26 protein-coding genes are annotated in these 23,387 nt (G+C 57.3%); 19 read left to right on the top strand and 7 right to left on the bottom strand.

All coding sequences use genetic code 11. The features are described 5' to 3' along the window. Positions 1–117 precede the first annotated feature (117 nt). The 3 genes from sucD to mdh form a co-directional block, all read right to left on the bottom strand. Positions 118–999 (bottom strand): succinate--CoA ligase subunit alpha, encoded by an 882-nt coding sequence (gene sucD, locus ACR0KG_RS16805; protein ID WP_170544616.1) that lies wholly within the window; start codon positions 997–999, stop codon positions 118–120. An 83-nt stretch (positions 1,000–1,082) separates the two neighbouring features. Continuing rightward, entirely contained in the window at positions 1,083–2,276 is a 1,194-nt protein-coding gene (sucC, locus tag ACR0KG_RS16810) for an ADP-forming succinate--CoA ligase subunit beta (protein ID WP_480500114.1), read from the bottom strand. A 307-nt stretch (positions 2,277–2,583) separates the two neighbouring features. After that, positions 2,584–3,546: a malate dehydrogenase gene (gene mdh / locus ACR0KG_RS16815; protein ID WP_480548543.1), complete on the bottom strand. Its 963-nt coding sequence runs from the start codon at positions 3,544–3,546 to the stop codon at positions 2,584–2,586. Between the two features lie 161 nt (positions 3,547–3,707). On the opposite strand from mdh, the gene ACR0KG_RS16820 reads away from it, so the two are divergent. Then, a complete protein-coding gene (locus ACR0KG_RS16820; protein ID WP_480827917.1) occupies positions 3,708–4,463 on the top strand; it encodes a sulfite exporter TauE/SafE family protein in 756 nt (251 codons plus the stop codon). Here ACR0KG_RS16820 and ACR0KG_RS16825 read toward each other — a convergent pair. Next, positions 4,460–4,765 carry a hypothetical protein gene (locus ACR0KG_RS16825; RefSeq protein WP_480827918.1) on the bottom strand — a complete coding sequence of 102 codons (306 nt, stop codon included), beginning with the start codon at positions 4,763–4,765 and terminating at the stop codon, positions 4,460–4,462. The genes ACR0KG_RS16820 and ACR0KG_RS16825 overlap by 4 nt on opposite strands. A 179-nt stretch (positions 4,766–4,944) precedes the next feature. On the opposite strand from ACR0KG_RS16825, the gene ACR0KG_RS16830 reads away from it, so the two are divergent. From ACR0KG_RS16830 to ACR0KG_RS16880, 11 genes are all read left to right on the top strand, one after another. Then, the gene (locus ACR0KG_RS16830) at positions 4,945–5,802 is read left to right on the top strand and encodes an HpcH/HpaI aldolase/citrate lyase family protein (RefSeq protein WP_480827919.1); all 858 of its coding nucleotides are present in this window, start codon (positions 4,945–4,947) and stop codon (positions 5,800–5,802) included. A 6-nt stretch (positions 5,803–5,808) separates the two neighbouring features. Then, entirely contained in the window at positions 5,809–6,363 is a 555-nt protein-coding gene (locus ACR0KG_RS16835; protein ID WP_480548549.1) for an NnrU family protein, read from the top strand. A 12-nt stretch (positions 6,364–6,375) separates the two neighbouring features. After that, on the top strand, positions 6,376–6,582 hold the full coding sequence (locus ACR0KG_RS16840; RefSeq protein ID WP_480544356.1) for a DUF1737 domain-containing protein: 207 nt from the start codon (positions 6,376–6,378) through the stop codon (positions 6,580–6,582). Further along, complete coding sequence (locus ACR0KG_RS16845) at positions 6,582–7,610, top strand: MaoC family dehydratase (RefSeq protein ID WP_480827920.1); 1,029 nt, start codon at positions 6,582–6,584, stop codon at positions 7,608–7,610. The genes ACR0KG_RS16840 and ACR0KG_RS16845 overlap by 1 nt, the downstream gene beginning before the upstream one ends. A 38-nt stretch (positions 7,611–7,648) precedes the next feature. Continuing rightward, entirely contained in the window at positions 7,649–8,311 is a 663-nt protein-coding gene (locus ACR0KG_RS16850; RefSeq protein ID WP_480827921.1) for a DUF1194 domain-containing protein, read from the top strand. A gap of 213 nt (positions 8,312–8,524) precedes the next feature. Further along, the gene (gene sdhC, locus ACR0KG_RS16855) at positions 8,525–8,908 is read left to right on the top strand and encodes a succinate dehydrogenase, cytochrome b556 subunit (protein WP_480544353.1); all 384 of its coding nucleotides are present in this window, start codon (positions 8,525–8,527) and stop codon (positions 8,906–8,908) included. A gap of 11 nt (positions 8,909–8,919) precedes the next feature. Then, complete coding sequence (locus ACR0KG_RS16860) at positions 8,920–9,291, top strand: succinate dehydrogenase, hydrophobic membrane anchor protein (protein WP_480544352.1); 372 nt, start codon at positions 8,920–8,922, stop codon at positions 9,289–9,291. Positions 9,292–9,316: 25 nt separating this feature from the next. After that, positions 9,317–11,125: a succinate dehydrogenase flavoprotein subunit gene (gene sdhA, locus ACR0KG_RS16865; protein WP_480548553.1), complete on the top strand. Its 1,809-nt coding sequence runs from the start codon at positions 9,317–9,319 to the stop codon at positions 11,123–11,125. A 99-nt stretch (positions 11,126–11,224) separates the two neighbouring features. Then, on the top strand, positions 11,225–11,851 hold the full coding sequence (locus tag ACR0KG_RS16870; protein WP_480827922.1) for a sulfotransferase: 627 nt from the start codon (positions 11,225–11,227) through the stop codon (positions 11,849–11,851). Positions 11,852–11,864: 13 nt separating this feature from the next. Then, positions 11,865–12,644 carry a succinate dehydrogenase iron-sulfur subunit gene (locus tag ACR0KG_RS16875; RefSeq protein WP_170535844.1) on the top strand — a complete coding sequence of 260 codons (780 nt, stop codon included), beginning with the start codon at positions 11,865–11,867 and terminating at the stop codon, positions 12,642–12,644. Between the two features lie 130 nt (positions 12,645–12,774). Then, a complete protein-coding gene (locus tag ACR0KG_RS16880; protein ID WP_353011959.1) occupies positions 12,775–12,918 on the top strand; it encodes a hypothetical protein in 144 nt (47 codons plus the stop codon). 271 nt (positions 12,919–13,189) lie between these two features. On the opposite strand, the gene deoD is transcribed toward ACR0KG_RS16880, so the two are convergent. The 3 genes from deoD to ACR0KG_RS16895 all read right to left on the bottom strand — a co-directional run bounded on the left by deoD (position 13,190) and on the right by ACR0KG_RS16895 (position 16,550). Further along, the gene (gene deoD, locus ACR0KG_RS16885) at positions 13,190–13,903 is read right to left on the bottom strand and encodes a purine-nucleoside phosphorylase (protein ID WP_480827923.1); all 714 of its coding nucleotides are present in this window, start codon (positions 13,901–13,903) and stop codon (positions 13,190–13,192) included. Between the two features lie 17 nt (positions 13,904–13,920). Continuing rightward, positions 13,921–14,238 (bottom strand): H-NS histone family protein, encoded by a 318-nt coding sequence (locus tag ACR0KG_RS16890; RefSeq protein WP_353012107.1) that lies wholly within the window; start codon positions 14,236–14,238, stop codon positions 13,921–13,923. 122 nt (positions 14,239–14,360) lie between these two features. Further along, positions 14,361–16,550, bottom strand: coding sequence for a protein meaA (locus tag ACR0KG_RS16895; protein ID WP_480548559.1), 2,190 nt, complete (start codon positions 16,548–16,550; stop codon positions 14,361–14,363). On the opposite strand from ACR0KG_RS16895, the gene ACR0KG_RS16900 reads away from it, so the two are divergent. The 7 genes from ACR0KG_RS16900 to ACR0KG_RS16930 all read left to right on the top strand — a co-directional run bounded on the left by ACR0KG_RS16900 (position 16,473) and on the right by ACR0KG_RS16930 (position 23,385). Next, the gene (locus ACR0KG_RS16900) at positions 16,473–17,861 is read left to right on the top strand and encodes a 1-acyl-sn-glycerol-3-phosphate acyltransferase (RefSeq protein ID WP_480827924.1); all 1,389 of its coding nucleotides are present in this window, start codon (positions 16,473–16,475) and stop codon (positions 17,859–17,861) included. The two genes, ACR0KG_RS16895 and ACR0KG_RS16900, sit on opposite strands and share 78 nt — an antisense overlap. A gap of 113 nt (positions 17,862–17,974) precedes the next feature. Then, the gene (ccrA, locus tag ACR0KG_RS16905; protein WP_480548563.1) at positions 17,975–19,261 is read left to right on the top strand and encodes a crotonyl-CoA carboxylase/reductase; all 1,287 of its coding nucleotides are present in this window, start codon (positions 17,975–17,977) and stop codon (positions 19,259–19,261) included. Between the two features lie 207 nt (positions 19,262–19,468). After that, positions 19,469–19,687: a hypothetical protein gene (locus ACR0KG_RS16910; RefSeq protein ID WP_170535599.1), complete on the top strand. Its 219-nt coding sequence runs from the start codon at positions 19,469–19,471 to the stop codon at positions 19,685–19,687. Continuing rightward, the gene (locus tag ACR0KG_RS16915) at positions 19,626–20,345 is read left to right on the top strand and encodes a helix-turn-helix transcriptional regulator (protein ID WP_480548565.1); all 720 of its coding nucleotides are present in this window, start codon (positions 19,626–19,628) and stop codon (positions 20,343–20,345) included. Before ACR0KG_RS16910 ends, ACR0KG_RS16915 begins: the two co-directional genes overlap by 62 nt. 82 nt (positions 20,346–20,427) lie before the next feature. Beyond that, a complete protein-coding gene (locus ACR0KG_RS16920; protein ID WP_480548567.1) occupies positions 20,428–21,066 on the top strand; it encodes an acyl-homoserine-lactone synthase in 639 nt (212 codons plus the stop codon). 61 nt (positions 21,067–21,127) lie between these two features. Then, entirely contained in the window at positions 21,128–22,660 is a 1,533-nt protein-coding gene (locus tag ACR0KG_RS16925) for an ATP-dependent DNA helicase (RefSeq protein WP_480827925.1), read from the top strand. Next, the gene (locus tag ACR0KG_RS16930) at positions 22,657–23,385 is read left to right on the top strand and encodes an SDR family oxidoreductase (RefSeq protein ID WP_480827926.1); all 729 of its coding nucleotides are present in this window, start codon (positions 22,657–22,659) and stop codon (positions 23,383–23,385) included. The genes ACR0KG_RS16925 and ACR0KG_RS16930 overlap by 4 nt, the downstream gene beginning before the upstream one ends. Positions 23,386–23,387 lie beyond the last annotated feature (2 nt).

The following is a 23,387-nucleotide window of genomic DNA, read 5'->3' on the forward strand; positions in this document are numbered from 1 at the left end:
CAGCGCCCGACCCGCCTCGTTTTGCTGGAGGCAAACCAATGTTTTGGCGGGCGGGCGCTTCTCACCCACCCTTGGGCCAGGCGCCGCCCTAAACGCATATGCCCGGTCCTTGGTCACTTACCCAATCGCTTCCAGCACAGCCTCACCCAGCTGCGCCGGGCTTTCGGCCACGACAATACCGGCCGAGCGCATGGCTTCGATCTTGTCCTCGGCTCCACCCTTGCCACCGGCGACAATTGCGCCCGCGTGGCCCATGCGGCGGCCCGGGGGGGCTGTGCGGCCCGCGATGAAACCGGCGGTCGGCTTTTTGCGGCCCTTCTTGGCCTCATCCGCCAGGAACTGTGCGGCTTCTTCCTCGGCCGAGCCACCGATCTCACCGATCATGATGATCGAGTGGGTCTCGTCATCCGCCAGGAACCATTCCAGCACGTCGATATGCTCGGTGCCCTTGATTGGGTCGCCGCCGATGCCCACGCAGGTGGACTGGCCCAGACCCACATCGGTGGTCTGCTTGACGGCCTCATAGGTCAGCGTGCCCGAGCGCGACACAACGCCAACCGAACCTCGCTTGTGGATGTGGCCGGGCATGATGCCGATCTTGCAGGCGTCGGGCGTAATCACACCGGGGCAGTTCGGGCCGATCAGGCGCGAGTTCGAGCCTTCCAGCGCACGCTTCACCTTCATCATGTCCAGAACCGGGATACCTTCGGTTATGCAGACGATCACTTCCATCTCGGCATCAATCGCTTCGAGGATCGAGTCAGCCGCGAAGGGCGGCGGGACATAGATCACCGAGGCATTGGCTTCGGTCACATGCTTGGCTTCGTGGACCGAGTTGAACACGGGCAGGTCAAGGTGGGTCATCCCGCCTTTGCCTGGGGTCACGCCGCCAACCATCTTGGTGCCATAGGCAATGGCCTGTTCGCTGTGGAATGTGCCCTGCGAGCCGGTAAAGCCCTGACAGATCACTTTGGTATTTTCGTCGATGAGGACTGCCATCTGGCGTTCTCCTTTGTAGGGCGGGCTTCAGCCCGCCGAAATCTTGGGAAAGGTGGGCCAAAGCCCACCCTACGGGATGGCAATCAGCCTTTGACAGCTTTCACGATCTTCTCGGCACCGTCTTTCAGGTTGTCCGCCGCGATCACGTCAAGGCCAGAGGTGTTGATGATCTCTTTGCCTTTCTCGACATTGGTGCCTTCCAGGCGCACGACCAGCGGAACCTGCAGGCCGACCTCTTTCACCGCAGCGACAACGCCTTCGGCGATGACGTCACAGCGCATGATGCCGCCGAAGATGTTGACCAGAATGCCTTTGACGTTCGGATCCGAGGTGATGATCTTGAACGCCTCGGTCACTTTCTCTTTGGTCGCGCCACCGCCCACATCGAGGAAGTTGGCAGGCTCGGCCCCATACAGTTTGATGATGTCCATGGTTGCCATCGCCAGACCGGCACCGTTCACCATGCACCCGATCTCACCATCCAGCGCGATGTAGTTCAAGTCGTATTTCGAGGCTTCCAGTTCCTTGGGGTCTTCCTCGGTCGTGTCGCGCAGTTCGGCGATGTCGGGGTGGCGGTAGACCGCGTTGCCGTCGAAACCGACCTTGGCGTCCAGCACTTTCAGGTCGCCGCTGTCCGAGACGATCAGCGGGTTGATCTCCAGCATCTCCATATCCTTCTCGACGAAGGCGTTATAGAGCTGGTTCATCAGCTTGACGCATTGCTTGACCTGCGCGCCTTCCAGACCCAGCGAGAAAGCAATACGGCGGCCGTGATAAGCCTGATAGCCAGTGGCCGGGTCGACCGAGAAGGACAGGATTTTCTCAGGAGTGGCAGCGGCGACTTCCTCGATATCCATGCCGCCTTCGGTCGAGCAGACGAATGAGATGCGGCTGGTCTGGCGGTCCACCAGCAGGGCCAGGTACAGTTCACGTTCGATGCCCGATCCGGCTTCGATATAGATGCGGTTGACCTGCTTGCCTGCGGGGCCGGTTTGGTGCGTGACCAGCGTGCGACCCAGCATCTTCTTGGCCTCTTCAGCGGCTTCTTCGACCGATTTGGTCAGACGGACGCCGCCTTTTTCACCGGCATCCGCTTCTTTGAAGCTGCCTTTGCCACGTCCACCTGCGTGGATCTGTGCTTTGACAACCCACAGGGGGCCATCCAGTTCACCGGCTGCGGTTTTGGCTTCCTCGGCGCGCAAAACCGCGCGACCGTCGGAGACCGGAGCGCCATAGCTGCGAAGAAGCGCTTTGGCCTGATATTCGTGAATGTTCATCGAAACTGTCCCGTCTGACTACGATTAAACCGTTATAGGGGTGTCTAGCGGGCAAGTTTAAAGGGTTTTTTGACAGCAAAGAGGTTTTTCACGAAGATTTTCACTATTTGTGATCACGCTTTTTTGGCGTGTGATCACAAATTGATAGGCCCTTGGTTTTGATTCGAATCTCACAATGCACATGCGGAAAACATATTCAAAAAAGGGGGTTTGCGACGGTTGCGCAAACATTTGAGATACGACGGACGGGCTTGGCACAAAAAAACCGGCCCTGCTGAGGGCCGGTTCTCGGAAGCTTTCAGTAAGCCTATGCCAGCGAACCGTCGATGCCTTTGCATGCGTCGATCAGGCCCTTCACGGCGTTGACCGAGTTGTCGAAACCGGCCTGCTCGTCTTCGTTGAGCTTGATGTCGACGATACGCTCAACACCACCAGCACCGATCACGGTTGGAACGCCGACATAAAGCCCGTCAACACCCAGCTCACCATTGCAGTAGGCGGCACAAGGCAGAACGCGCTTCTGGTCTTTCAGGTAGGCTTCGGCCATTTCGATTGCCGAAGTAGCCGGTGCGTAATACGCCGAACCGGTTTTCAGCAAACCAACGATTTCAGCGCCACCGTCACGGGTACGCTGTACGATGGCGTCTAGCTTTTCCTGTGTCGTCCAGCCCATTTCGACCAGATCAGGCAGCGGGATACCGGCAACGGTCGAATACCGTACCGAAGGTACCATCGTGTCGCCATGGCCGCCCAGAACGAAGGCGGTGACGTCGCGCATTGAGACGTTGAATTCTTCCGACAGGAAATGCGCGAAACGGGCCGAATCCAGCACGCCCGCCATGCCGCAGACCTTGTTGTGCGGCAGGCCCGAGAATTCACGCAGGGCCCAGACCATCGCGTCCAGTGGGTTGGTGATACAGATTACGAACGCGTCGGGTGCATGTTTGGCGATACCTTCACCGACCGACTTCATCACTTTGAGGTTGATGCCCAGCAGGTCATCGCGGCTCATGCCCGGCTTGCGGGCGACACCAGCGGTGACGATGCAGACGTCCGCGCCTGCGATATCGGCATAGTCGCTGCTGCCGGACATCGACGCGTCAAACCCTTCGGACGGGCCGGATTCGGCGATGTCGAGCGCTTTGCCTTGGGGCAGCCCGTCAGCGATGTCAAACAGGACTACGTCACCAAGTTCTTTGACAGCTGCAAGATGCGCAAGCGTGCCGCCGATGTTCCCCGCGCCGATCAGCGCAATCTTGGGTCTGGCCATTTGGAATATCTCCGGTCGGTTTTGAAATCGCGGTTGTGCTAGTCCTTTAAACGCCGCAACGCAAGGCCTCTGCCGCGCGGCATGCAACCGCATACCGTTTGCCTTGCCCTTGGTGGTTGCGCTAAACGGCTAATGAGACAAGCCAATTCGCAGGCCGCCACATGTTCGAATTGAATCTGATGTTTTTTGCCGTGGCGATCCCTGCGGTCATCTTCGCGGGTATTTCCAAGGGCGGGTTCGGGTCGGGTGTAGCCTTTGCATCTTCATCGATTCTGGCCATCATCCTGAGCCCGGGTCAGGCGCTGGCTCTGATGCTGCCGATCCTGATAATCATCGATCTTGCGACGTTGAAGCCCTACTGGAAACGCTGGGATTGGCCGAGTGCTCGCCTGCTGATGCTGGGGGCAATACCCGGCGTGATATTGGGGACGGTTCTGTATCGCGCGACCAATGACGATGTCTTACGCCTTTTGATCGGTGCGATTTCGATCGGGTTTGTGATCTGGCATGTGGCGCGTGCAAAGGGCTGGATTGGCGGTTTCACGGGGCAGTTGCCGCCATCGGCAGGTTTGTTCGCCGGATTGGTGGCGGGCTTCACAAGCTTTGTCAGCCACGCTGGCGGCCCGCCTGCCGCCGTTTATCTGTTGTCGCAGCGTCTGACAAAGACCCAGTTTCAGGCCTCGACCGTGTTGGTCTTTTGGGTCGTCAACATCGTGAAGTTTGTGCCGTACGCCTATCTGGGCCTTTTTACGTGGCACACCGCTTGGGCGAACATTCTGCTGTCGCCGTTCGCACTACTAGGTGCGTGGCTTGGGGTTCGGGCGCACTTCATGCTGTCCGAGCGGGTGTTTTTCGGGATCACCTATGTTTTGCTAACCCTAACCGGCAGCAAACTCATCTGGGACGCTTTGGCTTAGGCATTTGGCGGCAAGGCTTTTGCCAAAGTCTCATAGGACTGCCCCGAGGCGACAAGGCAGGTTGTGCCATCCGGCAGCGTGACGGTTATGGTCCAGCTACCTGTTTCATCAGAGGCGAACAATTCCATCACCGCGCCCTGGCCAGCGATCCCGATCCCTTTACGTGTTTCGCCATACCCTTCCGACAAGCGTTTGATTACGTCCGCGCGCGGGGCGCAGTTGCGGCTCTGCGCGTTCACTTGCTGTGCGGCCAGCACCATAATCCCCAGCCCGATCGTCATGTTCAAAAGCGATTTCTTCATCTATGGCCCCTTCTGTCTGATCTGAGGACCAGCTTGCGAACAAGGGCAGGAGATTTGATTAAACCAAAGTGCGTTGCGTCACGAATAGGCGCTTATGCTGCGATGCGGCAAATTTGGCCTTGAAGTTTCTCGAAAAAAATGCCCCATTCCGCGCAACATTATTGCTTAGGGAGAGGTCAATGGACCCGCGTCAACGCCCGTATCGTTCGGTTTTGTATATTCCAGGCTCGAAAGAGCGGGCGCTGGACAAGGCGCGCACTCTGCCTGTGGATGCGATCATCTTCGATCTTGAGGATGCAGTCGCCGCTGACGAAAAACCCAACGCCCGCGAAACGCTGAAGGCGGCGCTGGCGGCCGGTGGCTATGGCGCGCGGGTCAAGATCGTTCGGATCAACGGGTTGGACACCGAATGGGGCCGTGCGGATGCCGAGGCCTTGCGCGACATGGACGCGGATGTGGTGCTGCTGCCAAAGGTGAACTCCGCCGCGGATGTGGACGCGCTGTCCGCAATCACCGGCGATCTGCCGATCTGGGCGATGATGGAAACGCCACGCGGTATGCTAAACGCAGCCGAGATTGCCGCCCATCCCCTGATGACCGGGTTTGTGATGGGTACCAACGATCTGGCCAAAGAGCTTCAGACCCGCTTCCGCCCTGATCGCCTTCCATTGATGACATCATTGGGCCTGTGTCTGCTGGCCGCAAAGGCCGAGGGCCTGGTTATCGTGGACGGGGTCTATAACGCATTCAAAGATACCGAGGGTCTGGCCGCCGAATGCACGCAAGGCCGGGATATGGGCTTTGACGGGAAGACCCTGATCCATCCGGCGCAGGTTGAAGTGACCAACGCCGCCTTCGCCCCGTCTGACGCCGAGATCGATCTGGCCCGCCGTCAGATCGCCGCTTTTGAAGAGACCGAGGCTCAGGGTCAGGGCGTCGCCGTCGTTGATGGCAAGATTGTTGAGAACCTCCATGTTGTAACTGCCCGCGAAATTCTGGCAAAAGCAGAGGCGATTTCAGCTTTGCAAGCGGGGTAAGCCAGCATGGGCTTTGTTCTTCTGATTTTGGGCGTGGCACTATGGTGGGCCGCGCATCTTTTCAAACGCGTGGTGCCCGAACAGCGGGCAGCAATGGGCGATGCAGGCAAAGGCGTGGTGGCGCTGGCGCTGGTTGCCTCGATCCTAATGATGATCTTCGGCTATCGCATGACCGATTTCATCTATGTCTGGGCCCCGCCGACTTTCCTGATCCACGTCAACAACCTGTTGGTTCTGATCGCGATCTTTATGATGAGCCCGGCTGGCCAGAAAGGCCGTCTGCTGAACAAGATGCGCCATCCGATGCTGGGCGGGTTCAAGCTTTGGGCGTTTGCGCATCTGCTGGTGAATGGCGATCTGGCCTCGATTGTCTTGTTCGGCGGTCTTTTGGCCTGGGCCGTGGTTGAAGTCATTGTGATCAACAAATCCGAACCTGATTGGAAGCCGGGTGAACCCGGTACATATGGTAAGGACGCGATGTTCTTTGTCGCCTCAATCGTTTTGCTGGGCATCATCGGATATATTCACGGGCTGGTTGGCCCATCCCCGTTCGGTGGATAGGGGGAACCAGACATGGCAAAGCTCTATCGATTGCTGACCGAGGAAGACACCTCCGCGTTCTGCCACAAAGTATCAGATGCGCTGGCCAAAGGGTGGGACCTGTATGGCGACCCATCCTACGCGTTTGACGCGGAAAACGGTGTCATGCGTTGTGCGCAGGCCGTGACCAAAGAGGTCGAGGTCGATTATTCACCTGACATGAAACTGGGACAGCAATAATGGCAAAAACCAATCCGGGCAGATTTTTCGAGGACTATTCCGTAGGGCAGGTCCTGCCCCATGCGGTGCCCCGTACCGTGACGGATGGGGAGCGCGCGCTGTATCACGCGCTCTATCCCGCGCGCCACGCGCTCTATTCCTCGGACGAGTTTGCGCGGTCTTGTGGGTTGCAGGAAAGTCCGCTTGATGATTTGGCGTCGTTTCATGTGGTGTTCGGCAAGACCGTCCCGGATGTTTCGCTGAACGCAGTGGCCAATCTGGGCTATGCCGAAGGGCGCTGGATAAAACCGGTCTATCCAGGTGATACTTTGCGCTCGATCTCTGAGGTGATCGGGGTCAAGCAGAACTCGAACGGCAAAACCGGGGTGGTCTGGGTGCGCACCCGTGGTCTGAACCAGCTGGACGAGGTGGTGATCGACTATGTGCGCTGGGTTATGGTTCGTAAGTCGAACCCGGATGCGCCGGCGCCGGAAACCGTTGTGCCCGACCTAAAAATGGTTTTGGCACCGGAAGATCTGGTGATCCCCGAGGGTCTGGACTTCTCGAACTACGATTTCACTCTGGCGGGCGAGCCCCATCGCTGGGGTGATTACGCGATCGGTGAGACAATCGACCATGTGGATGGTGTGACCATCGAAGAGGCCGAGCATATGCTGGCTACCCGCCTGTGGCAGAACACGGCCAAGGTTCATTTCGATCTGACCTTCCGACCCGAGGGGCGATTGATCTATGGCGGTCACGTGATCTCGATGGCCCGGGCTTTGTCGTTCAACGGGTTGGCCAATGCGCAGATGATCGTTGGCCTGAACGGTGGTGCCCATGCGAATCCCTGTTTTGCGGGTGATACCATCAAGGCCTGGTCCGAGGTTTTGGACAAGGCCGAAACCAGCGTTCCCGGCGTTGGGGCTATTCGCTTGCGATTGGTTGCCACCAAAGGCGGTGCGCCGTTTGAGTTGCGCAATGAAGACGGCAAGTACCAGCCGCAGGTTCTGTTGGATCTGGACTACTGGGCGCTCATGCCAATGTGAATTCGTGCAGACCCTGCGATACATGCTAGGGTACTGCTATGATCCTGTTTCGCGCCTTGATCGCTTGCCTGTGTTTAACACCACCCGCTTGGTCTTGCGATTTGGCATTGGCTTTGGCTGTCGATGTTTCGGGGTCGGTCGACAGTGATGAATATCGCGTCCAGATGGATGGGCTGGCGGCGGGGTTGCGCGACCCGATTGTATCCGAAGCACTGGTGCGTGGGCAGGCGCGGTTGATGCTCGTGCAATGGACCGGTGCATCGCGTCAGCGGGTAACTATTCCCTGGACTCGGATCGACAGTTTCGGCGCATTGGATGGGTTTGCCAGCAAAGTCGCACAAGATCCGCGCATCTGGCGAAACTTCTCAACGGCTATAGGCGAAGCGTTAGAGATGACGCTGGCCAGCTTTGATGCTGTGAACGATTGCAAACGTTTGTTGATCGATATTTCTGGCGATGGGGTCTCGAACGAAGGGGTCGAGCCTAATCAGATCCATCGCCTGCTTCGTGCCCGTGGCGTAACCGTGAATGCGATTGCCATCGAAGAATCCGAGCCCGATCTGACTGCCTATTTCTTTGAGAATGTCATCGTGGGCGAGGGTGCTTTTGTTGTGTCTGCCGCCGGGTTTGCTGATTACCCTGAACGTATTCGAAAAAAGCTGCTGCGCGAGGTAACACAGCAATCCGCCGACTTGAAATAAGCAAGGCAGATTCGTGATCACATTGCTTTCCTACTGAAATCGCTAACATAGGCAGTGCTGAATGCAATTTGTGATCACAGCTTTTATTTGCGTGATCACATATTGAAGAAATCACCCGTTTTGCGGTAATTTTACCTGTTTTTGCGGGTGCAGCACGTGACAGACCACCAAAAACCGGTAAAACGACAAGTAGCCAAAGTAAGAGGAGCCGCCATGGCCGATGTCAATCGGGGCAACCGCCCGCTCTCGCCACACATTATGATCTACCGTCCGCAGATGACCTCGATATCGTCGATCATGGTTCGACTGTCCGGTCTTGCGGCGTTCGCAATCGCGGCACTTGTTGTTTGGTGGTTGCTTGCTGCTGCCACGTCTGAGGCCGCATTTGCTGGCATCGACGGCTTTCTGCGCAGCTGGTTTGGTCAGCTTATCCTGACGGGTGGGGTCTGGGCACTGTGGTACCACACGTTGGGGCGCCTGCGCCACGTGATTTGGGATTTCGGCTATTGCCTGGATGTTTCGGTTTCCGAAAAGATGGGCATTGGCATGTTTGTCGGGGCGACCGTTCTGACCATCATCACCATGGCTTTGGTGTAAGGAGGATCGCGATGCAATACCTTACCGATCGCAAACGCGCGCAAGGCTTGGGCGCTGGGAACTCCGGAACGCAAACCCATTGGCGCACCATGGTTCGCGCGATGATACTAACCGTTCTGGTGCCCTTGTTCGTCTTCACTTTTGGTTACGGCATCGGCGGGACTTACGAAGAGGTTCTGGCCTATTTCGCCCGACCCTTCCCGGCCATCGTCACCGCCCTGACATTGGTCGTTGGCCTGCAACAGCTTATGTATGAGGCGCAAGAAACCATCGAGGATTACGTGCACGGGATCGCGGAAAAGATCACACTCGTTGCGATGTGGGCTTTTGGCTACACGCTGATGGCTGCGGGGCTTTTTGCCCTCGTCAAGCTGGCCCTGTGAAGACGCGCGGTAAGGATCAGAGATAATGACAGCAGCATATGAATATGAAACCCACGAATATGACGTCGTGGTTGTCGGAGCCGGCGGCGCCGGTCTGCGCGCAACGCTGGGTATGGCAGAGCAAGGCCTGCGTACAGCCTGTGTAACCAAAGTCTTCCCAACGCGCTCGCACACGGTTGCAGCGCAAGGCGGGATCGCCGCGTCGCTGTCCAACATGGGCCCGGACCATTGGCAGTGGCACATGTATGACACCGTCAAGGGCTCGGACTGGCTGGGTGATACCGACGCAATGGAATACCTGGCGCGTGAAGCGCCCAAAGCTGTATATGAGCTGGAACATTACGGCGTGCCGTTCAGCCGGACCGAAGAAGGCAAGATTTATCAGCGCCCGTTCGGTGGCCACACGACCGAGTTTGGCGAAGGCCCCGCCGTACAGCGGACCTGTGCCGCTGCGGACCGGACCGGCCACGCGATCCTGCACACGCTCTATGGTCAGTCGCTGAAGAACAATGCCGAGTTCTACATCGAGTATTTCGCCATCGATCTGATCATGTCCGAAGACGGGCAGTGTCAGGGCGTCGTCTGCTGGAAGTTGGACGACGGCACGATGCATGTCTTCAACGCCAAGATGGTGGTGCTGGCAACCGGCGGCTATGGCCGGGCGTATTTCAGCGCGACCTCGGCCCATACCTGCACCGGTGACGGTGGCGGTATGGTGGCGCGTGCGGGTCTCGCCTTGCAGGACATGGAATTCGTGCAGTTCCACCCGACCGGCATCTACGGCTCGGGCTGCCTGATCACCGAAGGTGCGCGTGGCGAGGGCGGGTATCTGACCAACTCGGAAGGCGAGCGGTTCATGGAGCGCTATGCGCCCCAGTACAAGGATTTGGCACCGCGGGACTATGTCTCGCGCTCGATGACCATGGAAATCCGCGAGGGCCGTGGGGTCGGTGGCGAAGGGGATCACATCCACTTGAACCTGTCACACCTGCCTGCCGAAGCTTTGGCCGAGCGTCTGCCGGGCATTTCGGAAAGCGCCAAGATTTTTGCCGGTGTCGACGTGACCAAAGAACCGATCCCGGTTCTGCCGACCGTGCATTACAACATGGGCGGTATTCCGACCAACTATTGGGGTGAGGTTCTGAACCCAACCGCTAAAGACCCGACTGCCGTAGTGCCGGGCCTGATGGCCGTGGGTGAGGCCGGTTGTGCCTCGGTCCATGGTGCGAACAGACTGGGTTCGAACTCGCTGATCGACCTTGTGGTCTTTGGTCGTGCCTCTGCGATCCGCGCCGGTAAGGTTGTGGATGCCGAGGCTCCGAACCCGGTTCTGAATCAGGCGTCGGTCGACAAGGCGTTTGACCGGTTCGACACGGTCCGCAACGCCAGCGGTGCAATCCCGACCGCTGATCTGCGACTTGAGATGCAGAAAACCATGCAGGCTGACGCGGCTGTTTTCCGGACCGCCAAAACCATGGCCGAAGGGGTCGAAAAGATGACCGCGATTGCCGCCAAGATGGACGATCTGCAGGTCACCGACCGCTCGCTGGTGTGGAACAGCGACCTGATGGAGACATTGGAGCTGACCAACCTGATGCCAAACGCTTTGACGACGATCGTTGGAGCCGAGGCGCGCAAGGAATCCCGTGGCGCTCACGCCCATGAGGATTTCAGCGAACGGGATGACAAAAACTGGCGTGTTCATACGGTCAGCCGAGTCGATGGCAATAAGGTTGACCTCAGCTATCGCCCGGTGATCGTCGATCCGCTGACCAACGAGGATGAAGGCGGCATCAGCCTCAAGAAAATCGCGCCCAAGGCGCGAACCTTCTAAGGAGTGAATTGATCAGGCAATGGTGTGCGAACGCCACATACCCAAGGACAACGCCCTGACCTCTGGCCGTTTGGCACCGTTTAGTGCCCGGAGACGGTCATGACGGTCGAAGTGCTGCACTCTGCCCAAACCGATCCGAAAATCATTCTGATCGGTTTGAACCGCTGCGCGACGACCTCGTTCCACAGGCTGTTTCAGGACAACGGTATTCCGTCGGTGCATTGGGTGGACCAGCAAGGTGATAATCTGGCGCATCGCATGGTGACTAATATTGCCATGGGCCGTAAACCACTGGATGGGTTTGGTCCCGTTCGGGCATTTACCGACATTTCCTTTGTGAACGCGCGTTTCATGCTGGATGGCACGCGGTTTTTCCGCGAATTGCACGCCGCATATCCAGACGCCTATTTCCTGCTGAACACGCGCAATGTGGACGATTGGATCGCCTCACGCGCGCGTCACAGCAATGGCGGATATCTGGAACGGTGTTGCAAGGCCAGCGGTCAGACCGCCGACGACGTCAAGCAAGGCTGGCGCCGTATGTATGACGTGCATCATGCCGAGGTGCAGGACTATTTCGCCGGAAACCCACGGTTTCTGCGCTTTGATATCGACCGGGACACCCCGCAGGCCATTGCCGACTGGCTGTCCCCGGATTTTGACGTGAACATTGCCCATTGGGGGCATCATAATCGCGGCGCATCTGATCGCGCCCGGACAGGCTGAATGGAGAATTGACATGGTTCAACTGACCCTGCCCAAGAATTCCCGGATGACAACCGGCAAGACCTGGCCCAAACCGGAGGGCGCGAAGAACCTGCGCAAGTTCCAGATTTACCGCTGGAACCCGGATGACGGGCAAAACCCGCGCGTCGACACCTATTTCGTCGACATGGATACCTGCGGGCCGATGATCCTGGACGCGCTGATCAAGATCAAGAACGAGATTGATCCGACCCTGACCTTCCGCCGTTCGTGCCGGGAAGGGATCTGTGGCTCTTGCGCGATGAATATCGATGGGATCAACACGCTGGCCTGTATCTATGGCATGGATGAGATCAAGGGCGACGTGAAAATCTATCCGCTGCCGCATATGCCCGTGGTTAAGGACTTGATCCCCGATCTGACCCATTTCTACGCTCAGCACGCATCCATCATGCCTTGGCTGGAAACCAAAACCAACCGTCCCGCGAAGGAATGGAAGCAGTCGATCGAAGACCGCAAGAAGCTGGATGGCTTGTATGAATGTGTGATGTGCGCCAGCTGCTCGACCTCGTGCCCGAGCTACTGGTGGAACGGCGACCGCTATCTTGGCCCCGCAGCATTGCTGCATGCATATCGCTGGATCATCGACAGCCGCGATGAAGCCACAGGTGAGCGTCTGGATGAGCTTGAGGATCCCTTCAAGCTGTACCGCTGCCACACGATCATGAACTGCGCTAAGACCTGCCCCAAGGGATTGAACCCGGCGGCGGCAATTGCGCAGATCAAGAAGATGATGGTTGAACGTTCGGTTTGACCCAAAAATCGCGCTTGCCGAGTTGCGGCAAGCGCATGTCCCTGTTGCGAAATCAACCGATGTCGACGGGCGCAAAACACCCTAGATTTGCGATAGGGAGGAGTGATGGGATCAACTCAGGATCACTCCGATGAAAACAACACCACAAACCCCAAAACCGACCGCCAAGGAAGCATTGGAAATGCTTGAACAGGCATGGGCCTACTACACGCCCGAGCCGTCGACTGTTCAGTCGCGTGAGCCCGAGCTTTTTGAGTACGCAAACGCAGCCTGAGGGCTTGCCATCGATGGATAGAATGGGCGAAACAGATTCATGCCCATACTATTGCTTCTTCTGGCCGCTGGGGTTTTTGCCTACTTTCTATGGCGCTCCCGCACGTCCTCACTGACGCGAGAATGCCGATGGCGGCAACATCGCGACGAAGGCCTGTGGGTTTGCGCCTATTGTGGCGCGAAGGTGGAAAGCGTGGATAGCCCAACGCAATGCTTGCGGTAGACATCGGGGAAATAGAAATCGGGCAGAAGCGAACTCTGCCCGTTCAGGTCTAGCCTGCGTCCGGAAAAGCGGCGTGAAGTGCAATTTCGACCATATCGCCAAAGCTACTTTCGCGATCGGATGAGGGCAGTGCCTCACCGGTTAGCAGATGATCAGAAACGGTCAGAACGGCCAGAGCCCGGCATTTGTGCCTTGCGGCAAGAATATACAGCTCAGCGGCTTCCATCTCGACGCCCAACACACCATGGCGCACCATCTGCTCGTTTAGATCAGGGCGTTCATCGTAGAACACATCCGACGAGTAGATCCCACCGACATGGGTTGGCGTTCCTTTTGCCTTCGCCGCGTTGGCCGCCGCCTGCAGCAAGCCCCAATCTGCGCAGGGGGCAAAGTTCAGCTCTTTCATGATACCACGTGATGGCGTGCTGAGCGTCGTTGACGTCATCGCCAGAATAACGTCCCGAATATTAACGCTGTCCTGCATCCCTCCGCATGATCCGATCCGGATCAGCGTTTTGGCACCACAGTCCCGGATCAATTCATTCACGTAGATCGACAGGGATGGCATGCCCATGCCGCTGCCTTGAATCGTAACCGGATGGCCATTCCAGCTGCCAGTAAAGCCCAGCATACCCCGAACATTGTTGACTTGTTTTACGTCGGTCAGAAACGTTTCAGCCGCCCATTTTGCACGATACGGATCACCAGGCAAAAGAACGGTTTCTGCGATTTCGCCTTGTTCCGCGCCAATATGAATTGTCATTTCGGCACCTATCTTGCTTAGATTTCCAGATCGGAAATATCTGCGCCAGATTTCAGCGCATCATGAATCCATTGCGGTTTCCGACCGCGACCTGTCCAGGTTTGCGCCGGATCGGCCGGGTTGCGATATTTTGCTTTTGCCTTGGTGCCTTTAGCGGTGCGTGGTGCGTCATCAGACAATTCAGACAGCGAGAAGCCAAATTCTGCCGCGGCTTTTTCTGCCGCTTTCAGCGCTTCTTTACGTTCACGCTTTTCAGCGTTGGCCAACGCTTTTTCGACGTTGTCGCGCAAAGACAACAGCTCTTTCCGTGACATTTCTTCGAGATTGATCCCCATTGGTATTCTCCGTCCAGTATTTTGGTGCTGTACGCAAAGACGAGTGCGCATTCACGCAACGCGATACCCTACCCCCAAAGAATTGGGAATAGAAACGGGGAATTTATTGGATTAAATGTCCGTTATTCTGCGGCCAGGTTTTTCGGATCCACCAATTCAACAATATCCCCCATGATCGAATTCAATTCGAAATTCTTGGGGGTATAGACTTTGGCGACACCCATGGCTTTGAGCTTTTCCGCATCTTCATCCGGAATAATACCGCCAACAACGACTGGTATGTGATCCAGACCGGCGTGACGCAAGCGGGACAGGACGTCTTCGACCAAGGGCAAGTGGCTGCCAGACAGAATAGACAGGCCGATGACATGCGCGTCATCCTCGGCAGCGGCGGTGACGATCTCTTCGGGGGTCAGGCGGATACCCTCATAGCTGATATCCATACCACAATCCCGTGCGCGGAAGGCGATTTGTTCAGCCCCGTTCGAATGGCCGTCCAGACCGGGCTTGCCAACCAGAAACTTGAGACGGCGGCCTAGCTTGTCGCTGACAGCGTCCACGGCGGCGCGCAGGTCGTCCAAACCTTCGGTTTTGTTTGAGACGGACCCGGACACACCGGTCGGACCACGATAGGTACCATAGACCTTGCGCATTTCTTCGGCCCATTCGCCGGTGGTGGCACCCGCCTTTGCTGCCGCAATCGAGGGTTCCATCACATTGGTACCGTTCTGCGCAGCCTCGCGCAGCGCGGCCAGGGCGGCGGCAACCGCTGTATCGTCGCGCTCAGCGCGCCAATCGTTCAGGCGGTTGATCTGCTCCTGCTCGACAGCCGGATCAACAACCATGATCCCACCATCTTCGGTTTGCAGGGGCGAGGGTTCACCATCGATCCACTTGTTCACGCCAACCACAACCGTCTCGTTGCGCTCGATCCGGTTTAGGCGTTCGGCGTTGGAATCGACAAGGCGGGATTTCATGTACTCGATCGAGGCTACGGCACCCCCCATCGAATCGAGGTTGGCCAGTTCGGCGCGCGCGCCTTCTTTCAGTTCCTCGACCTTGGCGTCCACCGCCGGGTTGCCGTCGAACAGGTCGCCATATTCCAGCAAGTCGGTCTCATAAGCCAGAATTTGCTGCATCCGCATCGACCATTGCTGATCCCACGGGCGGGGCAGGCCAAGCGCCTCGTTCCACGCGGGCAATTGCACCGCACGGGCGCGGGCCTTTTTCGACAGGGTCACGGCCAGCATCTCGATCAGAATGCGATAGACGTTGTTTTCCGGCTGCTGCTCGGTCAAGCCCAGCGAGTTCACCTGAACGCCATAGCGGAATCGGCGGAATTTCGGGTTCTCGACGCCATAACGGTCTTGCAGGATTTCGTCCCAAAGATCGACAAAGGCGCGCATTTTGCACATCTCGGTAACAAAGCGGATGCCCGCATTCACAAAGAACGAAATCCGCCCGCACAGCGCCGGGAAATCCTCGGCCGGGACGCGGGGGCGCAATTCGTCCAGCACCGCGATGGCGGTGGCCAGCGCATAGGCCAGTTCCTGTTCCGGCGTCGCGCCCGCCTCTTGCAGGTGATAGGAACACACGTTCATCGGGTTCCATTTCGGCACGTGGGTATAGCAGTACTCGGCCACGTCCGCGATCATCTTCAGCGACGGTTTGGGCGGGCAGACATAGGTGCCACGGCTCAGGTATTCCTTGATCAGATCGTTCTGCACCGTGCCCTGCAGCTTCGAGACATCCGCGCCCTGTTCCTCGGCCACCGCGATATACAAAGCCAACAGCCATGGGGCCGTGGCGTTGATCGTCATGGAGGTGTTCATCTGCTCCAGCGGAATCTGGTCGAACAGAACCCGCATGTCACCCAGATGGCAGATCGGCACGCCGACTTTGCCAACCTCGCCCCGTGCCAACGTGTGGTCACTGTCATAGCCGGTCTGCGTCGGCAGATCGAAGGCCACCGACAGGCCGGTCTGACCTTTGGCAAGGTTTCCGCGATACAGCGCGTTCGAGGCTTTGGCGGTGGAATGACCGGCATAGGTTCGGATCAGCCAAGGGCGGTCTTTCTGCGTCTGCGTCATCGGCGGGCCTCGTGTCTCGAAGGGTAACAAAATTACGTCTTGGGGTTCTAAAGCGCAATTTTCAGGCCATGTCAATTCGCTGCGTTGCGGCATTTCAAGTTTGTTCAGATTGTGAGCCGCTCCAATTAGTGGCACTGTGCTGACATGACTCAGACCGTGGAGCTTCCGCTGTGGCTTTTTCTGTTGATCGTGGTCTTTGCCATGGTCACCTTTGCCTCGCATTTTCTGTTCCCCTCGGTGCGCTGGTTTTTTCGGCGCCGGTTGGAACGGGCCGTTTCCCGGTTGAATCAGCGCCTGCAAAGACCGATCCAGCCGTTTAAACTCGCGCGGCGGCATGACATGATCCAGCGGCTGATTTATGACCCACAGGTTGGTCAGGCCGTTCAACAGCATGCGCATGAAGAAGGAATCCCCGAAGCGGTCGCTTTTGAACAGGCGCGTCGTTACGCGCGCGAGATCGCGCCTTCTTTTTCGACCTTTATCTATTTCAGCTTCGCCATTCGTCTTGCCCGACTGCTCAGCAACACGTTCTACGATGTCCGCCTAAGCTATGCGGACGAAGCAGCGATCAAGAGGATTGATCCAGAAGCGACAGTGGTCTTTGTCATGAACCATCGCAGCAATATGGATTATGTGCTGGTCACTTATCTGGCCGCACAGCAATCCGCGCTGTCCTATGCGGTGGGTGAATGGGCGCGGGTCTGGCCCCTCAGCCGCTTGATCCGGGCCATGGGGGCTTATTTTATCCGTCGTAAGTCTGGCAGCGATCTGTATCGACAGGTTCTAGCCAGCTATGTCCGTCACGCGACCGAGGCCGGGGTGACACAAGCCATGTTCCCGGAAGGAGGGCTTAGCCTGACCGGCGCATTGGGGCGGCCAAAGTTAGGGCTTTTGAAGTACATCATCGATGGAACTTCGCCCGAAGGCCGGGATGTGGTCTTTGTGCCCGTCGCCCTGAATTACGACCGGGTTCTAGAGGATACGATCTTGACCCGTGCCGCATTGGGGTCTGAACGGCGATTTCACGCTCGGATCGGGGTGATCACGCGCTGGATTTTGAAACAGATCTGGCGCCGCTTGATTGGCCGTTATAAGCGGTTTGGCATGGCATCGGTCAGATATGGCAGGCCGATTTCGCTGAAACAGTTCAGTGAGGAGAGTCGGAGTGATCTGATGACAGATCTGGCCCGCGAACTCATGCAGCGTATTGGCGCTGCGATCCCGGTGGTCCCCGTACCGGCTGCCTGTGCGCTGCTACGTGACCATGGTCCGATGTCCGAGCAAGATTTGAAAGCGCGTATTACAGGGTTGATGAAGGCGGATGACGATCGACTGTCCGAAAATGGCGAGGCAGTGGATAATGCACTGGATCAACTGGTCGAGCGTCGACTCCTGAGCCATGATGAAGGTATCTTCAGCCTGTCAGATCAGCGCATCGACCTTCAAAACTACTACGCGGCATCCGTTCCGGCGCGTGTGATTTCTGGAAATACTGCAGATGCGAAAGAAATTTCTGCATCTGCTGGGTCATAAAATTACAAAATCTGCGCAAAAGCGGTTGCAATATTACCTAACGGTCAATATTCACATTTTGAGACGCGCGCGATTCTGCGGCGCGGCAAAGGTATTGAGAGAAGGAGGCCAGCATGGCTTTGGACACCGAAAGCGGTATCGCGTCGTACGAGGCACCCGAAAAGGACCTCTATGAGATGGGGGAAATCCCTCCGATGGGGTTTGTGCCCAAGCAGATGTACGCCTGGGCAATCCGCAAAGAGCGTCACGGAGAACCAAATACCGCGATGCAGCAGGAAGTGGTCGATGTGCCTGAGTTGGACAGCAACGAGGTTCTGGTCCTCGTGATGGCGGCGGGCGTCAATTACAACGGCGTCTGGGCTGCTCTGGGCCAGCCGATCAGCCCATTTGATGGCCACAAGGCTCCCTACCATATCGCTGGTTCGGATGCGTCGGGAATCGTTTGGGCCGTTGGTGACAAGGTCAAGCGCTGGAAAGTGGGCGATGAGGTGGTCATCCACTGCAACCAGGACGATGGCGATGACGAGGAATGCAATGGCGGCGATCCGATGTACTCGCCCAGCCAGCGTATCTGGGGCTATGAAACGCCTGACGGCTCGTTCAGCCAATTCACCCGTGTTCAGGCGCAACAGCTGATGCCGCGCCCCAAGCATCTGACTTGGGAAGAAGCTGCATGCTATACGCTGACGCTGGCCACCGCCTATCGGATGCTGTTCGGGCACGAGCCGCACGATCTGAAACCCGGTCAGAACGTTCTGGTTTGGGGCGCATCGGGTGGTCTGGGCTCGTATGCGATCCAGTTGATCAATACCGCAGGTGCGAATGCAATCGGCGTGATCTCGGACGAAAGCAAACGTGACTTTGTCATGGGCCTGGGTGCCAAGGGCGTTCTGAACCGCAAGGATTTTAACTGCTGGGGCCAATTGCCCACGGTCAATACCCCGGAATATGCCCAATGGTTCAAAGAGGCCCGTAAGTTCGGCAAGGCGATCTGGGACATCACTGGCAAAGGCAACAATGTCGATATGGTGTTCGAACATCCTGGCGAAAGCACCTTCCCCGTCTCGACCTTCGTGGTGAAAAAGGGCGGTATGGTCGTGATTTGTGCCGGAACCACCGGGTTCAACTGTACTTTCGACGTGCGCTACATGTGGATGCACCAGAAGCGCTTGCAGGGCTCGCACTTTGCACATTTGAAACAGGCGGCGGCCGCGAACAAGCTGATGGTCGAGCGTCGTCTGGACCCTTGCATGTCCGAGGTGTTCACCTGGAACGACCTGCCAGAGGCGCATATGAAAATGCTACGAAACGAACACAAGCCCGGTAACATGTCGGTCCTTGTTCAGGCGCCACGTACCGGCATGCGCACGTTGGAAGAGGTTCTGGACGCGCGCGGTTAAGACATCCACAAGTCGTCTTTCAGCACCCGCGAATCACCGTCTCGGTTCGCGGGTGCCTTGCTTTTTCGGACCAGTTTTAAGGCTATCAAGGGGTTGCAGAACGAAACCTCGCTGCTTTTGGGGAGTAGAAACCAGTGAATAGGCTGAAAAACATCACACATGTTATGGTTGTGTTAACTGTTCGTTAACTGTTTCAGAGAGACCCTGATGGCGCAGAATGAGTGGATTTTGGACGTATTGTCGGACCTCAACGCGTTCGCAGTTGCGAATGGGTTGACCGCGTTGGCTGAACAGTTGGATGACACCCGGCTGATCGCCGCCGCCGAGATCGCGTCCATCAAGGATAAGGCACAGGCGCCGGCGGATGGCAACAAAACTCGATTTGAGTCAAATCCTGCAGGATTTGGAAAACACCAGCACGCTTGACGAGCTCAGCGTCGTTGCCTTTCGACTACGCGATCATCTGAAGATCGAACATCTGACATACCATTGGGTTGACGGGGCCGGAGATCAATACGGCTGTACAACCTATTCTGATGCCTGGGACGCACGGTACCGGGAAAAAAACTATCACCGCATCGACCCTGTCATTCTGGGCTGTTTCCAACGATTTCATCCAGTTGATTGGAAGTCTCTGGACTGGTCTGGGAAAGTGTCAAAGGCGTTCTTGCAGGACGCGCTGGAACATGGGGTTGGTAATCAGGGATATTCGATCCCGATCCGGGGGCCTAATGGGCAGTTCGCGCTGTTTACTGTCAATCACAGTTGTGACGATAAAACCTGGCAGAACTTCATTGCAGTTTATGGGCGCGAATTGATTCTGGTGGCCCATTTCATCAACCGCAAGGCACTGGAGTTTGAAACGGATCGACAACCCGAATCGACACGCAGCTTGTCCCCGCGTGAGATCGACGCGATGACACTATTGGCCTTAGGTTATAGCCGCGCACAGGTGGCGCATTCCCTATCGATTTCCGAACACACGCTGCGGGTTTATATCGAAAGCGCCCGCGCAAAGCTGGGCGCGCAAAACACAACCCATGCGATCGCCACGGCACTTAGCCGAGGATTAATAGTGGTTTAAGCCTCGCACGCCCTGAGAACAGATAATTAACCACGACTCTGTACCCCTTTCGTTCCTGCACAGGACGACAAGGGGAAAAGTCATGTTGCGTTATCTGTATGCCGACGAGCTGCATAAGTTTCCAACTCTGGCCGAGGGGATGTTTCTGGATCGCGCGGATCAGTTCAAAACCCGATTGGGTTGGGATGTTCACGTCAATGCAAAAGGGGAAGAGCGGGATCAATACGATGATCTCAACCCGCTTTATGTCATTTGGGAAGAACCCGATGGCAGCCATGGCGGCTCGATGCGGGTGCTTCCAACCACCGGGCCGGTGATGATCAACGAAGTGTTCGGACATCTGAACGAGGGGGAACCGATTTGCAGCCCACTGATCTGGGAAGTCACGCGGTTTTGCCTGTCTCGCACAGCCAGCCCGCATACCGCCGGAGCCATCATGCTCAGCGGTGGCGAGATGATGGAAGGGTTCGGCCTGACCCATATTGCCGGTGTATTCGATGCCCGCATGATCCGGATCTACCGGATGATCGGCTCATCACCGGTTGTGTTGGGAACCGAAGGTAATGGGCGCGATCAGATTTCGGTCGGGTTGTGGCCCTACTCGGCGGATGACTGCAACCGTGTCGCCGCACGGGCTGGTATTCCAAGAGAGCTGTCCAGACTGTGGTTCAAAACGGCGTTTGGTTCCGGAAAACACCATCGGTTTGCTTTGTCCGCGTAACGAACGCGAAAACACCATTCGGCATCTGGCGATGGCTGGCGCGGCCTTGTAGGGTCGCGCCATGTCTTTGCCGCACGTGACCTTTTCTGAAGACCAGGCCGCCGCCTATGACAGCATCGCCGAGATGCTGCGCCAAGCCGGTGTGGACCTGGAAGATGACGCTTTGCTGAAGCTGCCGGGGGCAGGTAAGTCTGGCGTTATGGCCGTGATTGGTAAGGCCGGTTCGGGTAAGACTCTGCTACTGGCGGAACTTTACAAGGCGTTGGCCGACAGCGGTGTTCAGATCGTCTCGGGCGACTATGAAAGCCGCAAATCCCGGGAAAAGCGGACGCTTGCGATTCTGGCCCCGACCAACAAGGCTGCCAGTGTGCTGCGCTTGCGCGGTGTGCCCGCCACCACCATTCACCGCATCCTCTATACACCCGTTTATGATCCGGAGTACGAGCGCATCGCGGAATGGCTGGCCGGAAATGGCGAACGACCCGAGATTGAAGGCCTGACCGACGAAGCGCTGGATCGCGCAGCCGCCTTTTATGAAAACAACAAGTCGATCCCCGGTGCACTGGCTGCAGCTGGGTTGCGAGGGTCGGATTTCATCACCGGCTGGAAACGCCGGGATGAGCCGCTGGATATTGGCTTTGTTGATGAAGCTTCGATGCTGGATGATCGTCAGTTCGAAGACCTGAAAGAGATTTTTCCGACCTTGCTGATGTTTGGTGACCCGGCGCAGCTGGCTCCGGTCAATCAATCCGGCAGTATGGTTTTCGAAACCCTGCCTGAGCCGCGCAAGCTGGAATTGCACCGGGTCCACCGGCAGGATGCCGACAATCCGATTCTTGATCTGGCCCACGCGCTGGCCGATCCGACCATGGGGTTTGAAGATTTCGAGCGGATGGTCGAAGACACAGCGCGCCGTGACGATCGCGTCGTGTGGGGGCAGCGGGTCGAGGTCGACCTGATGGCCCGTAGCCCTGTTTTGGTCTGGCGCAATGCAACGCGCATTCGTCTGATACAAGCCTTCAGGCAGGTACATGGGGCGCCGGATACCGAATTGCTGGAAGGTGAGCCGCTGATCTGTGACGGTATTGAGCTGCCGCTGAAACATCGCAAAAAGCGGCTGGACCTTGAGGCGCGCGGCCTGATCAAAGGCGCTCAGGTCATCTATCTGGGACCGGGGCGCAAACCGGGGTTTTCGCGCCTGCATGTGATGGGGGCTGAAGACCCGCAGGTCAGTGCCGCCTCGATTGTGCAGATCGAACAACCGGATGAAGAAGAACCTTTTATCCCCTATGCGGCTCGCATGGGTGCAACGTTTCTGCATGGTGCCGCAGTGACAATCCACAAGGCGCAGGGATCACAATGGGATACGGTGCAGGTCTTTGCCCCAGATATCTATGCAGCGGCCCGGATGGGGCGGACCGAAGCCGGGCAACCCCTTTGGAAACGGTTGGCCTATGTGGCGATCACACGGGCGCAGGAGCGGTTGATCTGGGTTGTCCGAAACCGGTTGTCGAAACCCTCATATCCTTTGCGTGTTGATGACCTGAAGGCTATCCCGGCAACCTCACTGACGCTGGAGGTGGAAGAGACATGAAAACAATCATAGTCACCGGAGCGAGTTCGGGCATTGGCCAGGCCACGGCAGAGTTGTTTCTGGCCGAAGGTTGGACTGTGGGCTTGCTGGCCCGCAGTGCTGACAAACTGGCCGCAATTGCTGAAGGTCAGGCGCATGCGATACCGCTGGTTGCGGATGTTACGGACCCCAAGGCTGTCGATCACGCTTTTCAGACGTTTGAGGGCCAAACCGGTCGGCTGGATGTACTGTTCAACAATGCGGGCATCTTTGCCCCCGGTGGCACGATTGATGAAATCGCGCTGGAGGATTGGTATCACAGCATCAATGTGAACCTGAACGGCATGTTTCTGAGTGCCCGGGCCGCGTTTCGGAGTATGCGCAACCAATCCCCGCAGGGTGGTCGCATCATCAACAACGGGTCCATCGCCGCTCATGTGCCGCGTCCGAACTCGGTGCACTACTCGGCCACGAAACACGCGATCACGGGGTTGACCCGCAGCCTGTCTCTGGATGGGCGCAGTTTCGGCATTGCCTGCGGTCAGATCGATATCGGCAATGCCCGCACGCAGATGGTTCAGGGTCTGGTTGATGCGGCCATTGCCAGCGGTGAAACACCCGACCCGACGATGGATGTTCAGGATGCTGCGCGTTCGGTCCTGCATATGGCCAACCTGCCGCCTGAGGCGAATGTCCAGTTCATGACAGTGATGGCCACCACCATGCCCTATATCGGAAGGGGTTAGGC

The organism is Ruegeria sp. H4, assembly GCF_056533065.1.

Coding starts and splice junctions, on each gene's coding strand:
- sucD (WP_170544616.1), bottom strand. CDS start 999: ATGGCAGTCCTCATCGACGAAAATACCAAAGTGATCTGTCAGGGCTTT.
- sucC (WP_480500114.1), bottom strand. CDS start 2,276: ATGAACATTCACGAATATCAGGCCAAAGCGCTTCTTCGCAGCTATGGC.
- mdh (WP_480548543.1), bottom strand. CDS start 3,546: ATGGCCAGACCCAAGATTGCGCTGATCGGCGCGGGGAACATCGGCGGC.
- ACR0KG_RS16820 (WP_480827917.1), top strand. CDS start 3,708: ATGTTCGAATTGAATCTGATGTTTTTTGCCGTGGCGATCCCTGCGGTC.
- ACR0KG_RS16825 (WP_480827918.1), bottom strand. CDS start 4,765: ATGAAGAAATCGCTTTTGAACATGACGATCGGGCTGGGGATTATGGTG.
- ACR0KG_RS16830 (WP_480827919.1), top strand. CDS start 4,945: ATGGACCCGCGTCAACGCCCGTATCGTTCGGTTTTGTATATTCCAGGC.
- ACR0KG_RS16835 (WP_480548549.1), top strand. CDS start 5,809: ATGGGCTTTGTTCTTCTGATTTTGGGCGTGGCACTATGGTGGGCCGCG.
- ACR0KG_RS16840 (WP_480544356.1), top strand. CDS start 6,376: ATGGCAAAGCTCTATCGATTGCTGACCGAGGAAGACACCTCCGCGTTC.
- ACR0KG_RS16845 (WP_480827920.1), top strand. CDS start 6,582: ATGGCAAAAACCAATCCGGGCAGATTTTTCGAGGACTATTCCGTAGGG.
- ACR0KG_RS16850 (WP_480827921.1), top strand. CDS start 7,649: ATGATCCTGTTTCGCGCCTTGATCGCTTGCCTGTGTTTAACACCACCC.
- sdhC (WP_480544353.1), top strand. CDS start 8,525: ATGGCCGATGTCAATCGGGGCAACCGCCCGCTCTCGCCACACATTATG.
- ACR0KG_RS16860 (WP_480544352.1), top strand. CDS start 8,920: ATGCAATACCTTACCGATCGCAAACGCGCGCAAGGCTTGGGCGCTGGG.
- sdhA (WP_480548553.1), top strand. CDS start 9,317: ATGACAGCAGCATATGAATATGAAACCCACGAATATGACGTCGTGGTT.
- ACR0KG_RS16870 (WP_480827922.1), top strand. CDS start 11,225: ATGACGGTCGAAGTGCTGCACTCTGCCCAAACCGATCCGAAAATCATT.
- ACR0KG_RS16875 (WP_170535844.1), top strand. CDS start 11,865: ATGGTTCAACTGACCCTGCCCAAGAATTCCCGGATGACAACCGGCAAG.
- ACR0KG_RS16880 (WP_353011959.1), top strand. CDS start 12,775: ATGAAAACAACACCACAAACCCCAAAACCGACCGCCAAGGAAGCATTG.
- deoD (WP_480827923.1), bottom strand. CDS start 13,903: ATGACAATTCATATTGGCGCGGAACAAGGCGAAATCGCAGAAACCGTT.
- ACR0KG_RS16890 (WP_353012107.1), bottom strand. CDS start 14,238: ATGGGGATCAATCTCGAAGAAATGTCACGGAAAGAGCTGTTGTCTTTG.
- ACR0KG_RS16900 (WP_480827924.1), top strand. CDS start 16,473: ATGACTCAGACCGTGGAGCTTCCGCTGTGGCTTTTTCTGTTGATCGTG.
- ACR0KG_RS16895 (WP_480548559.1), bottom strand. CDS start 16,550: ATGCGAGGCAAAGGTGACCATGGCAAAGACCACGATCAACAGAAAAAG.
- ccrA (WP_480548563.1), top strand. CDS start 17,975: ATGGCTTTGGACACCGAAAGCGGTATCGCGTCGTACGAGGCACCCGAA.
- ACR0KG_RS16910 (WP_170535599.1), top strand. CDS start 19,469: ATGGCGCAGAATGAGTGGATTTTGGACGTATTGTCGGACCTCAACGCG.
- ACR0KG_RS16915 (WP_480548565.1), top strand. CDS start 19,626: ATGGCAACAAAACTCGATTTGAGTCAAATCCTGCAGGATTTGGAAAAC.
- ACR0KG_RS16920 (WP_480548567.1), top strand. CDS start 20,428: ATGTTGCGTTATCTGTATGCCGACGAGCTGCATAAGTTTCCAACTCTG.
- ACR0KG_RS16925 (WP_480827925.1), top strand. CDS start 21,128: ATGTCTTTGCCGCACGTGACCTTTTCTGAAGACCAGGCCGCCGCCTAT.
- ACR0KG_RS16930 (WP_480827926.1), top strand. CDS start 22,657: ATGAAAACAATCATAGTCACCGGAGCGAGTTCGGGCATTGGCCAGGCC.